The 12,688-nt window shown below is 40.3% G+C and carries 10 protein-coding genes; 4 read left to right on the top strand and 6 right to left on the bottom strand.

All coding sequences use genetic code 11. The features are described from left to right. The 6 genes from BC349_RS10510 to BC349_RS20165 form a co-directional block, all read right to left on the bottom strand. Positions 1 to 450, bottom strand: coding sequence for a GNAT family N-acetyltransferase (locus BC349_RS10510; RefSeq protein ID WP_187256683.1), 450 nt, complete (start codon positions 448 to 450; stop codon positions 1 to 3). Between the two features lie 473 nt (positions 451 to 923). Further along, entirely contained in the window at positions 924 to 1,250 is a 327-nt protein-coding gene (locus BC349_RS10505) for a hypothetical protein (protein WP_187256682.1), read from the bottom strand. 205 nt (positions 1,251 to 1,455) lie between these two features. After that, positions 1,456 to 3,744, bottom strand: coding sequence for a DUF2357 domain-containing protein (locus tag BC349_RS10500; protein ID WP_187256681.1), 2,289 nt, complete (start codon positions 3,742 to 3,744; stop codon positions 1,456 to 1,458). 3 nt (positions 3,745 to 3,747) lie between these two features. Further along, complete coding sequence (locus BC349_RS10495; RefSeq protein WP_187256680.1) at positions 3,748 to 5,334, bottom strand: MrcB family domain-containing protein; 1,587 nt, start codon at positions 5,332 to 5,334, stop codon at positions 3,748 to 3,750. A 153-nt stretch (positions 5,335 to 5,487) separates the two neighbouring features. After that, positions 5,488 to 6,585: a nuclease-related domain-containing protein gene (locus tag BC349_RS10490; RefSeq protein ID WP_187256679.1), complete on the bottom strand. Its 1,098-nt coding sequence runs from the start codon at positions 6,583 to 6,585 to the stop codon at positions 5,488 to 5,490. Between the two features lie 133 nt (positions 6,586 to 6,718). Continuing rightward, positions 6,719 to 8,209 (bottom strand): protein NO VEIN domain-containing protein, encoded by a 1,491-nt coding sequence (locus BC349_RS20165; RefSeq protein WP_187256678.1) that lies wholly within the window; start codon positions 8,207 to 8,209, stop codon positions 6,719 to 6,721. Between the two features lie 1,071 nt (positions 8,210 to 9,280). Between BC349_RS20165 and BC349_RS10480 the strand changes: the two genes are divergently transcribed. The 4 genes from BC349_RS10480 (at position 9,281) to BC349_RS10465 (ending at position 12,168) form a co-directional block, all read left to right on the top strand. Continuing rightward, positions 9,281 to 10,606, top strand: coding sequence for a metal-dependent hydrolase family protein (locus tag BC349_RS10480; protein ID WP_187256677.1), 1,326 nt, complete (start codon positions 9,281 to 9,283; stop codon positions 10,604 to 10,606). Positions 10,607 to 10,616: 10 nt separating this feature from the next. After that, positions 10,617 to 10,946: a hypothetical protein gene (locus BC349_RS10475; protein ID WP_187256676.1), complete on the top strand. Its 330-nt coding sequence runs from the start codon at positions 10,617 to 10,619 to the stop codon at positions 10,944 to 10,946. A gap of 416 nt (positions 10,947 to 11,362) precedes the next feature. Next, positions 11,363 to 11,587, top strand: coding sequence for a hypothetical protein (locus BC349_RS10470; RefSeq protein WP_187256675.1), 225 nt, complete (start codon positions 11,363 to 11,365; stop codon positions 11,585 to 11,587). Between the two features lie 353 nt (positions 11,588 to 11,940). After that, positions 11,941 to 12,168: a hypothetical protein gene (locus BC349_RS10465; protein WP_187256674.1), complete on the top strand. Its 228-nt coding sequence runs from the start codon at positions 11,941 to 11,943 to the stop codon at positions 12,166 to 12,168. Positions 12,169 to 12,688: the final 520 nt, after the last annotated feature.

Genomic DNA, 12,688 nt, shown 5'->3' with positions numbered 1-12,688 from the left:
CTATTCGGATTGCCTTTTGTGCAGCCACTGGTTTTTTGTCATTTCAAATTTGATCTCGTCCTTTCCATGGTTCCCGATTTCTATCCAGCCGGCTTTCCGGTAAAACTTTTCTGCCCTGGTATGCGGGGAAGTGCCCAGCCAAACAGGCTCATTTGTTTGGGTAAAGTACCAGTCCAGCATCATGTCGTGGAGCTTTTTCCCAATGCCCATTTTCTCAAACTCAGGTGCCAGGAACAGGGCCCAGATATTGTTTTCCTGGCAGTCAACAATGGAGAATCCAACGATCCTGCCATCTATTTCGCAAACCCAACCCTTCCCCCTTTTTGTAATAAACGCTTCGCAATCCTGGTCGGAAACGAGGTTTGGGTCAGATAGCGTATTCTCCTTCACCGAGTTCCTGACGAGTTGGATTTCCTTTATGTCGCTGGTGGTGGCTTCCCTGAAAGTCATTACTCCTAATCGCTTTGATTTACAAAAATGCGGGAAATTCGTTCAGGGGACTTTGGTAATTTTTCACTTCAACCAATTGGTGTCCTTGCTCCCTAAATGTCTGGACTGATTTATCATATCAGTTAAGTACATTAAATTTAGGGAGACATGGAAAAACAAGACGTAATTGGAATATCGAGGAAAAGCTTCAAATTCTGTAGGAAGCAGATCAAATTGGTTTAACGGAAACCTTGGTAAAAGAACTCCGATGCATGTGTGGGATGAACACTACCGGTCTATTGAACCGCTTAGGCCACCATTAGCCGAAAAGCCGGAGGAAAAGTCAAGGCCGGCGATCCGGGATTCCGAAGCGTATGCCATCGCCGCTACGTATAGCCTTTACTTTTCCAGAGGCGAGGCTACCTTTGACGGCAGCGGTGAAAAACAGAAAAAGTGTCTAACCAATATTGACCTTATGTCCAGTTTTTAGGGGTTTAAGACAAAAGATTGTCTGTGATTATTATTTCTTTCTTTGATTGTCTAAAATTCTTTTCATAAAAAATATCGGGTATAATTCCGCCGTTCACATTTTGAAATGCATCAATAACATTTACAAAGCCATACTTTTCAATTAAGCTATATAGTTGTTCTTTTGAAATTGATTGAGTAATGTATTTTCTGCAACCTTCTAGAAAGTTACTTGAACTTGCATTGCCTTGTTTGTCAGTTTTCCTTAAATGATCAACAATTGAATCTGCAAATGGTATTGCCAACTCTGAAAGAGAAATACTCGTCTTTTGTTGTTCAACTATTTCAAGCAATGATTTAGCAAAGGCAAACTTATATGTTGCGGAATTCCCCCCCAAATAATATAATAGCTCTCCACTGAGATTCTATTGATGGGTCATTTATTTGGAATTTTGTCGTCAATTAAATGTGCATTTGTAAACAGGCTCTTTTTCGGGGTATGATTATTTTTTTGTTTTTTCGGCTTATCAGTGGGTTAGGCATTGAAAGGCGGGCATATTATCGTATTTTGTTTTTCATTAATTCAGTAAGGCTCGTTGTAAATGGATATGCGGAGGCTCTGGCAATAGAATAGTTTTTAAGATTCCTGAAATTCCAACTTGCATTGTCAAATTCTGGGTCTGTTACCGGTTCTAATTGTATTACTAGGTAATTGTCCTGTGATGGGGAAGGGTAACCTTTTTTGATTAAATCATCCTTTGAGTACACTTTTGGACCTATACTTACAATCTTCCATAATTCACCGGAAACTTTGTTGCCAGTTGTATGCAGTAATAAATATTTTGAACTTACTGTTTCTTTGTCGAGTATAAGTGAACCTGCGGCAGAACCTATTCTAAAATTGTATAGTCTGTTTCTTGTAATCCAGGAAAATTGTTCAGTAGATTTATAATATCCTACTAGAATAAAGGTTTCATCAGGGATTAAATCTCTGTTTGTGTTGAATGGCTCTGGTAATGGTTCATTGATTATATTTTCCGAGTCTGGAGGCTTTTTATAAATTTCAAATGCCCTGTATGCGACTTTCTCTCTTTGTGATGCACGGTTTAGAAAGTGGTCAATGATTTCCAATATGAAGGCTTTTAGTTCACCTATACCACTGTCTGATTTTGATGGTTTTACTGGAAATGCTCCTAGTCCCGGAATTATTTCATGAAATCCTTTATGATTGATGGTTTTGCCACCGGGATACAAAACATATGCGCCTCCGGTCCGCCTGATTGCATCTTTGTAAGCGTGCATTTTTAAAAGATCGGCATTTTTGTAGATGCCTTTCCGGTTTTCCGCTTTTTCTTCATCCAGATCATTCTCTGTGTTTTGTTCAATATAATCAGCAATAGGGGCAATTTTGTATTTGGCGTCAAAGTGAACATGAACAATTAGTTCCTGTTTTTCTGCCTCATCTTCTGTAATGCCTAAAGGCCAGAATGAAAGTGTGTAGTCAGGTCGTAGTGTTGTTGTCCAGCTTCCCGAATCTGGGTAGTTTTTTCTGCCGGTGAATGAACGGTTGTAGTTGAATCGAACATTAAGCTTTCTGGCTCCTGAATTGTAAATTCCGCTTAGTGCGGTAAATTTACCCTGTTTAATTTGAAGATTTAAGCCATCTGATGTTTCCTTTATGAGTTCCGATATATCTTTTGGATCAATGTCAAAGATGCTCTGAAACAAGTCAAGAAGTTTGAAAAAAAGCCAGTATTCATACAAGGTGGCTATGTCCTTTTTGCCTCCACTATATATATCATCGCCACCAGTCCAAACTAGTTTTGCTGCAAGATCAAACATGAGCCAGACACGCAGCACCTCGCGATATCCTTCTTTCCTTTGCAAAATTGGACTGTTCAGCTTTAAAGTATTTGGTCGCGAAATTTGCTTAAAAACAGTATGATGTAACTGATTATCTAGTTCCTGAATCAATATTTCTGATTCGGTTTCCATTTTTTTATGACCGAATTCTTTTGCCTTTTTATTGATGTCGGTGCAAAACTTTAAAAAGATTTCAAGAGCATGTTTGATAAACCGATTTTCTGGAGTATCCACTGAATCTGCTTTTCGGATGGTGGTTATTCTTTCCGGCAGTGTTTCTATTCCATAATTTCTCAAATAGTGTGTGTGTGGTATTTTTGTGCGTTTACCGCCTTTCAGTATTTCTTTAATGTTGGTGTTGGAAAATCGTCTGGCATTCCTTATATCATTTTCTTCTGTTGTTTCTTTCCACTTGGTTACTGGAGATGTAAGAATACGATGAACAGCTTCCGCAAACTCATTTGTGCCAATTACTGATTTAATAAAGGCAAATTTCTGATAAATAGATTGACTGTCTTTTGTGTAATCAATATCAAAATGTTGCGAAACTGGGGAGCTAGCCTGAAGTAACAGATCTGTGCATTTTTCTGTAATTAGTTCAAGCATATCGCGATAGTCATCCCGATATCCCGCTTTCACTGATTGTATTTCGAGCTCTATTTTACAACATTCCTGAGAAGAGTTTTTTTCTAATAACGGAATAGATAAAGTTCCAACAAAAATATTGGGAGCAATAGAGCCAAGGCTGGTGTTTCTTTTGTGCTGCTGAACTATATTTTCGCCAACATCGCCAAGTCTGTAGTTTGAATCATTGATTTCATAATCATACGTGCAACCTTCCAAAAGCTGAAATCTTGCTTCATTGTTTTCATGGGCCAATTCTTCTGCATCAAACAACGAATCAGGCCTGTTGGCTTCAATCCAGAGCCTCAGTCCTTCTTTAACTGTTTCTAGGTTAATTTCTATGTTTGTAACCGATTTCATTTCTTATGCCTCAGCAAAACTGGCAAAACCGTTATCTATGGCCCCCTTATACATACGGGTTATTTTTTCAAGCGAAAGTGGATAATGAACATTCGTGCTGTTGAAATTAAAATCGGTCTTTTCAAAAACATCCTTAATGATTTTAACATCCCCTGATATGCAAAAGGAACCGAGTGTTTCCAAAGGTGAGCACAATTTTCTCCGGGATCCATGCAGTTTAGGCAGCAGCTTTTGCATTATGGCAATATCTATTTTTTCATCGGGGGTGAGTTCTTTTTGAAGTACGCTCAACTGATGAATCAGTCGTAAAATTTCTGTTGCATTGCGGTATCCAAATTCGGCTCCCATCTTTTTCAGTTCTCCGAAGAATTTAACCAATGTGGCATTGATCGTATCAATATCTTTTGTGGCAAAGGTTTTATTGGCTGCCATTTCTAGAAAATTCTTTGCCATTTCCACACCTTTGCTGGTAAGGATATCCAGGTTTATTTCCTTTATGTTTCCTAGGAAATTTGCCATTTCATCCTGTGTAACGCGAAATTCAACAGTATTTGCTCTATCCAAAACCTTAGGGCTGAACATATTTGTAGTTTCATCAATGTTCACTGTTCCTATAATAAAAAGATTGGCAGGCACTTTTAGTTTTGCAGGCACTCCGTTTTCAACGGCGCTTTCAGCATGCAATGAAATTTCTTCCTTTGATTCCATTACACTCAGAAAATCGGCAAAGTACCGTTCAACATGGCTTAGGTTCATCTCGTCAAGTATCAAAAAGTGCGGTAAGTCAGTTTGCTTATTTGCTTGTATAATTAAGTCCAGTACACCGTTGTCAGGCTTCACATATTCCTGGGGCTTAAGTGCGTTGGGATAACCCAGAAGGGGCTCTCTGTTGGTCCAGTCAGCACCTACCGGGATAATTCGGTACTGACTTGCATCCTTACAAATCCATTGCACAAAAGCCTGAGCTAATTTAGTTTTTCCTGAACCCGATAGACCTGTAAGAATAACGAATGGCTTGGTGAGAAGGGAAGCGCAAAAACGAGTGCATAATGTTTTATTTATATAATATCCTGCATCAAGCGCTGCATTATAAAATGTTGTGCTGCTAAATATTTCAGCTTGTCTAGTAGAACTTTTTGATTCACCTTTATTGGCCATGTAAATTGAAATCAATTCATTTAAATCATCGTTTATTTCTTTTTCATCAATTCCATTTTTTAAATCATAACTTTTGAAGATGTAAGAATTTCCGTATCTCTCTGGTCTTCCTAAATTATTATCTGCGAAAAATTGATCAATTGTTTTTTCATCTGAAATATTCCATTCTCTTTTTGATTTATGGGTTTCACTTACTCCATAGGCAAGAATGAGTAGATTTTTATCTTTGTAATATAGATAAACTGGATAAATGCCATCCTGAACAGTATCAGGCGCATTTAGAAAAGCTATCCAAGGTATTTTTGCTTTGTTCCCTTTTCCAAAACTTACTTTGATGGATAAACCTTGAAAATTATTTTTATATTCTGAAGTGCTAAGGTCTGAGGTTTTAGCTTGTTCGATAAATTTATTTAGTTCAGGATAGTAATTCATGTTGTTCCTAGAATGAGTAATTAGAATAATTATTTCAGCGATTATGCCTTGACATTTATTTGTGGTACTACCCTTTTATATTGTGATAAAAAGAATGTACGTTGAAGTTACTACTGGACTTAAGTTATGTCAAATATTTATTTTAAGACAGTTTCAGTTTGTAATTATTGTTTTTCGATTATTACTGTCCACTAAATATTCCACAATTCTTTGAGTTTCGGTATTTGAGAATGTCGGTTTAAAATAGTTTACATAACCAAGAAGCTCGTTAACATTCAAAATCTTCACAAACTGAAACTCCTCTTTAGGTTTTGTATTTGTCAATACAATGATATTTCTGATTGATATTTTTTTGTCCCCCCAATGATGTCTGTCTAAACGCAGATAATTCTTGCTCATCTCATTATTAAGTAGCTTAAATAGCACAAAACTTGTCCTCTTTATTTGCTGTACGGGTGAACGTAGGCTCAAATTGTCTAATGAATTTTCACTCCAATTCTTTGTTTCAATAAGAAATATTCCTGATGGTCCTACAAGTATATGGTCAATTTGAACTGACTTTATGTAATCATTTTCTTGCCTGTTATAGATTGCAGGTGAAAAAGAAACAGCAAAGTCATTAATCAAAAAATATTCGTCAGACAGGATTTCTAATATTTTAACAACTTTTTGTTCTCCCAACGCACCATATATGAAGCTGTTTAAATCGTCTATAGTAGCTTTTTTTCTTTCAAGTTCAAGCAAAGAATATTGGGCACTTTGCTTTATCGCTTCATTAACATGTGAAGAAATAAATTGATAGCGATTGCTTTTGACTTGGTAATTGTCAATAAGGTTGCTAATTGACGATTTTACTTCAATATCAAAATTATGTTCTTTGTGTTTGATTTTCCTTTTATAGTTCCAATGCCTTAAATTCTTAATTAACTTTTGAAAAATGTTTGTTGGTGCATAGCCTATTGAAATACTCAATTGCTGCTTCAGCTTGTTTATTTCGTCTGTCAGCCTTTGTTCAGATTGCTGTCTTTGCGTTTCAATTTCCGTCTCCAGCTGCTGTAAATCCATGTTGAGCATATTTTTCTCTTGCTCAATCAGGTTTTCATGATGATAAATTAATTGCTGTCGTAAAGTTGTCCATGAGTTTTTAAAATCAATTACGTCTCTTAATGACTTGAAGTCATGGATGTTGTTATTCTTTAAATGTGTTTTTAAAGTCGTCAGTGAACCAATCGTGTTATAAGTCCTGCACATTTGTCTACCGATTGTTAATAGTATGGCGTAATTACTTATCGCCTGAAACGATTAGGGATTTGGTTTGCCAGGGCCATTACTAACGTCCCGCCCTGGTAAACCAAATGCCCTTGTTAACAGCAGCTTTTCATCACTATTCTTTTTTAATTAAAACTTTATACTGTGTTGGTTTCATTAGTAATTGGTTCTCAATGTCGCCATTCAGTTCATAAAACTCGGCAAAATTATTTTCTTCGTCAAAATTGTAAACACGATAAATACAGTATTGATTTTTATTCAAACGCATAAAATCAACTTCGTTTTCACTAAGAAAGAAAGGTGAATATTCATTACCTGTTGTTGTTTTAACTTCTATGAATTTTTCATTTCCTAATTCGTCAAACGAATATACATCATAACCTTTTCCGTCTTGCACAATGTCAACTAGCTCTGCCTTGTCGTGTAAATTCCTTTCTTTTAGAAATTCTATTTCTCGTTGTTTTACTAAAGTTTCGCCTTTGTTGCCTAAATCTTTTTGTTCTTTTGATTTTCTTTGAAAATCCACATCAACACCTTTAAAGTCTTTTTTTGTTTCAGGAATTGATTCGTAACCGTCTTTTGGTTTTTCCTTTTTGATGAGTTTGTTTTTGAAAAGAGTTGGAGGAATTGCTGCTCCCCAAACCGATTCAATAATTGCATCGTAATGCGCTGTGTGTTCTTTAACGAAAAGAACACAAGTTTCTATTAGGGAATCCCAATTTTTTGTAACTAATTCGTCAAATGCGATTTCATTCCATTTAGCTGTCACAGGAATTAGCGATTTACAGAGCTCAATTTGGGCTGGTGAAAGTTTAGAATCTCTTTTGTCTTGACAGTCTATTTTGTATGTGAACGCTTCTGTTGTAGGAAGTGCGTCAATGCCAAAAGTGAAGAAAATGTCTTTTCCTCTGTCAGTATTACGCAATACTTTTATCCAAGTATATGGTTTTATAATTGCCGCTTGCACATTTTCGCCTTTTTCGTTTTCACTCCAACCTCTTTGACTCCAATATTTTTTACCGTCCAATTCAAAACCTTGTAGTCGTTTTACGATTTCTCGTCCCATGTAAATACTCTTTTCCCAAACAGTATCCATTAGGAAATTCTTTGCTTTTACATGCTCGTCATCATTTGGATTATAAACTTTGTATTGCCATTGTTTGAAAAAGTCTAACTCGTCTTGTTTAAAAAAATCTATTCCGTTTTTTGAGGTTGTTCCGTTTGTAATTGATGCAAATTTTTGATAGTTGTCATTTTGTTGCCAAAATATTCTGCATTCTTCCGCTTCGCTAAAAGCAAATAAGTCGTCTTTCAGTTTTTTAAAACTGCCTTTGCCTAATTTTTCAGCAATTCTATAAAATCCGTCTCCGTGGTCGTTTTTGTTTTTGTCTTTGTATATTGCCAAAGAACTAAGTAGAGGTCTTGGAGGTTGTTGGTTGTTTTCAAATTCAGAAACCTCTACTAATATTTCACTTAACTGTCGCCTGCCAAATTCTGTACTGGTGTCAATGTCCAAGTCGCAACCTTTTACTACATCGCTGTAATAAACGAATTTATCTTTCTGTCTTGCTGCGTTAATTAAATATGTTCTTACTCTTTGGTTCACTTTTGATTTTTTGGTGTGGCTCTAAAGTTGCTGCTAACGAATGTATTTATGAATTGTCCACGTATTGCGGATTTTGTATTGTTTTGGTTTTAAAGGAGATGGTTGTTTGTTTTCTGGATTGCGCATACGCATTAATGAAAAGTCCTTTCACAGTATCCGGTTAAAATATCTAATGCGCTATCTTGATAGCGCAATCTGTTAATATTTGATTTTCTTGCAGCAAATGTCTGTTTACCCAAACTACAACTCCAATCCCCACAGCTTCGCCACCTCAGTCACACACCGCTTTCAATTAAAAAACCTAGTAATATAAATATTGCTTTTCACACTTGCAAGCACCGGATAATCAAAAGTTTATCTATTTATGCTTGGCGGTAATTAATACATATTTCAGGGTATTATTATTACCTATTGTCACCTGGTTTTGTGCCACTTCCTCCAACCATTGCTCCAGGGAACCAATTCACACTTTCGGGAGGCAAAACCACCCCCAACAACTAACCGAAATCTATAACCATATTTCTTTCTTCGCAACGGATATTCCTTGTTCATGATTCTCTGCATCACCATTTTCAAAACATATGCACTTACCGCTTCACTGTCTGCCCTGCCGGCCAATCTGCCCGCTGTTTCAACAGGGATTTTTGTAACGAATGGTTGACTTCTGACTTTTCAGGTAGGTGCCTGTTGAATTGGTACCGGTCATGTCTGACCGCAACATTGATCCGCGGGAGAGTTGAAATTGGCAAATAGCAATACAGAGTTTTTGGCAACAAGAAATGCAGAACCTATTCTTTTCCCGGAGCGAACCTAAGACGAACCTAATCTGAACCAACATCGACCAAACAACGACCTAACATCTACAACGGAACGACCAAACAACAACCAACAAGGCACCAAACATCATCTCCATCCTCGCTCCGAAAGCGGCCACCAACCGGTCTACAGATTAACCTTTCAGTCAGAAGTATTCGTATATTTCAATTAAAATATATGTCTTGCGCCTCCCGGGGTACCCCAAACAGTACCCCATCGCCTCCCGGCGCCTGATGTACGCTAAAAATTTTCCGGATGAAATTGATCTTCCTTGCAATGGCGCTGGTTTCTATTGTTTTTCCGGCGCAGGCCCAAACTACCACCATCCTGATCAACAATGTCAGGATTTTTGATGGCGTAAACGAACAACTCCTGACCGGTAACGTACTGATCCGGGGCGACAGCATCGCCAGGATTTCTACCTCACCTATTGCCGTTAACAAAAGCGCTAATACACAGATTATCGACGGGAAAGGAAAATTCCTGATGCCCGGACTGATCGACGCCCACTGGCATACCATGCTTTGCGCAGTTCCAATGAATGTCCTGATGACCGCAGACCTGGGGTATATCAACCTGGTGGCCGGACAGGAAGCTGGCAAAACCTTGCTGAGGGGCTTTACCACAGTTCGCGACCTGGCTGGACCGAGTTTTGGCTTGAAGAGAGCCATCGACCAGGGACTGATCAACGGCCCGCGGATTTATCCTTCCGGTGCCATGATTTCCCAAACCGCCGGTCATGGCGACTTTCGGTTGCCCTGGGAGGTTCCTTCCTCCCCCAACGGCAGCCTCAGCCATGGCGACGTAATGGGCGCCGGCGCTATTGCCGACGGCGCTGATGCCGTACTGCTGCGCGCCCGCGAACAACTGATGCTGGGCGCCACCCAGTTGAAACTGGCCGCCGGCGGCGGCGTTTCCTCCGCCTACGATCCCATCGATGTGAGCCAGTACACCGAGGCTGAATTCCGGGCCGCAGTGGAAGCAGCGGAAAACTGGGGCACTTATGTTACCGTACATGCTTATACGCCGCGGGCTATACAGACCGCTTTGAGGGCCGGGGTTAAATGTATTGACCATGCCCAGTTGATGGATGAGGAAACGGCCAGGATGGTGGCCGAAAAGGGCGCCTGGCTCAGCCTCCAACCCTTCCTGGCCAATGAGTTCTCTAACCCGCAGCCCTCGCCCGAGGGCAGGGCCAAACAACTGGAGGTTGCGGCTGGTACCGATCTGGCTTACCAACTGGCCAAAAAATACCAGATCAAAACCGCCTGGGGTACCGATTTGCTCTTCAACCCAAAGATGACGGTGAACCAGGGCGCTATTCTTGCCACCATGGTTCGCTGGTACACCCCATTCGAAGTACTGAAGATGGCTACTTCCGGTAATGCCTCCTTGCTGGCTTTGTGCGGAAAGCGCAATCCCTACCCACGGCCACTGGGGGTGGTGCGGGAAGGGGCTTATGCCGACTTGCTGCTGGTGGAGGGTAACCCGCTGCAGGATATCAAACTGGTGGCTAACCCGGACAAGAATTTTTTACTGATCATGAAGAATGGGGTGGTGGTGAAAAACAAGCTCCCTTAATTGCATCGTTATGGAAGATAAAATTCAACACTACCGGCAACCCATGGTTACTGTCCTGGGTATATTCCTGGGCTTCCTGCTTAATGGCGCTTATGGATGGGTGGGACATGCTTTTGCCACGAGGCGATTCAAGGAAACGGTGATGGCCGCAGGTCTCTGCGTTTGTACTTCCCTGTTGCTGATTGTCCTGTTCCGGATCCTGAATATGAACTACCCCAAAGACAGGGCTGAGAAATACTACCGCCTTACTTTGTATCTGTTCATCACCGGTATTTCAACTGCATTCCTTTCCATCCTGGTTATCATGGCGGAAAGTTATTATCTGCACCGGACCGAATGAGTGGTTTTGACTTACCGGTACCATCCGGTTCAATAAGCATTCTCCCCGGGTCTGAATGACCACTAATAGGCAGGTACAAATTTCAAATCAATTCTCTTATGGCAGCGATTTTGTCTGCATTGATTTCTGTGATCAATTATTGACGGAAAATAGTGGTTAATCAGAGCGGGAATTTCCACGGTGCTGTATCCGGGCCGGGTAGTGAGTGCGCAATCGATCCGGCAGAGTGTGGTGACGAACCTCCTAAAAGCGGGTCATGATGTAAGTGTGGTGCAGGGTTTTGCAGGGCATCGGTATCCGGGTAGTACGGTGCGGTACCGGCCGGGCGAGGTGGCGACGCTGGCTGCAGCAGTCAATAAATACCACCCGTTTGGATAGGCGTTTTTAAATAAGTAAATTTGAGTCAAATGAGTAGTATGGCGATATCAACCATTGATAAGGAGTTGTTGAAATATTTTACCCAACTGGATGAGCCACAGAAAAGGTCGCTGTTGACGATGTTAAAGACGTTTTTGAAACCGGCGGCAGAAGAGGTAAGCGTAGAGGCCTACAACCGGGAGTTGGATGAAGCTATGGAGCGCATCAGCCGCGGTGAATTTACGAGTCTGGAAACGCTGGAAAAAGAGATGCAATCATGGTAGCGAAGGTGCTCCGTTTAGTGATTGATAATCCGGCAAAAGTTCACCTTCAAGAGGCCTATGAGTACATCCGGAAGGACTCTGTCCAACATGCGGAGCAGGTGAAGGAGGAGTGCAAATGCCACTGAAGCTGACCACTTTATTCCGGGTCCGAATAGCCACTATAAGTCAACTGCAAATTTCAAATCGAATCTCTTACCGCAACGATTTGTCAGCATTGGTTTCTATGGTCAATTATTGTCTAAAAACAGTGGTAATATAGAGGGGAATTTCCAGAAATATCGTGCCAGTGCCATATTTTGCCGGCCTTGCAAAGCTGGGTCAGAAAGTGTAAATTTGTTTAAAACACCAGCAATATGGACAGTGCGGCTACTTTACGCAATAAATTACACCAATACATTGATGTTGCCGATGAGCAGAAGCTACAGGCAATTTATGTATTGCTGGAAGATGACATCAATTGGCGCTACAGTTCCGCAGATATTGCCATGCTGCACCAAAGAAGGCAGCAGCATTTAAAAGGCCTGAGTAAATCCTACACGGTGGAGGAATCTTTAGAGGCTGTCCGGCAGCAAAAAAAATAGTATGTCTTTCAGGGTTGTTATTAAGCAGGAAGCGCACGATGATGTGATCGCAGCTTATACTTATTACCAGGAACAACAGCCTGGCTTGGGCGAGCGGTTTTTAGGTGCTTCGGGATATCCGACTGGAACGCTTCCCTTATGTAGTCGTCTATGAGATTATTGATAAGGAAGTCATTGTATATGCTGTCCATAATACCTATACCCATCCCGGCAATAAATTAAGAAAAGTGTGATCTGATTTTTTAATTCTTCACTCACCTGTTTTTATTTACACTTCGGTTATATCTGGAAATTCCACGTAAGCTGACCACCTTATTCCGGGTCTGAACGACCACTATTAGTCACCTGCAAATTTCAAATCGAATCTCTTATCGCAACGCGCTGTCCGCAATGCTTTCTTTGGTCATTTTGACGAAAACTGTGTTGGTATGGACAGAACACCCACCAATGCCGCCATAAGGCCTTCTATAAGCCTTCCTTAAGTTTTGCAAATGCCTGGCAGAAGTATTCGTAATGTATC

It is taken from the genome of Flavihumibacter stibioxidans, assembly GCF_014332695.1.
GTDB lineage: Bacteria > Bacteroidota > Bacteroidia > Chitinophagales > Chitinophagaceae > Flavihumibacter > Flavihumibacter stibioxidans.
Note: the sequence above shows the minus strand (reverse complement) of the source record. Positions and strands in the feature narration are given on the sequence as shown.

Bases quoted from the DNA above. Each gene is read 5' to 3' on its own strand.
- BC349_RS10500 (WP_187256681.1), bottom strand. From the start codon at position 3,744: ATGAAATCGGTTACAAACATAGAAATTAACCTAGAAACAGTTAAAGAA.
- BC349_RS10480 (WP_187256677.1), top strand. From the start codon at position 9,281: ATGAAATTGATCTTCCTTGCAATGGCGCTGGTTTCTATTGTTTTTCCG.
- BC349_RS10495 (WP_187256680.1), bottom strand. From the start codon at position 5,334: ATGAATTACTATCCTGAACTAAATAAATTTATCGAACAAGCTAAAACC.
- BC349_RS10510 (WP_187256683.1), bottom strand. From the start codon at position 450: ATGACTTTCAGGGAAGCCACCACCAGCGACATAAAGGAAATCCAACTC.
- BC349_RS10475 (WP_187256676.1), top strand. From the start codon at position 10,617: ATGGAAGATAAAATTCAACACTACCGGCAACCCATGGTTACTGTCCTG.
- BC349_RS10465 (WP_187256674.1), top strand. From the start codon at position 11,941: ATGGACAGTGCGGCTACTTTACGCAATAAATTACACCAATACATTGAT.
- BC349_RS10470 (WP_187256675.1), top strand. From the start codon at position 11,363: ATGGCGATATCAACCATTGATAAGGAGTTGTTGAAATATTTTACCCAA.
- BC349_RS10490 (WP_187256679.1), bottom strand. From the start codon at position 6,585: ATGTGCAGGACTTATAACACGATTGGTTCACTGACGACTTTAAAAACA.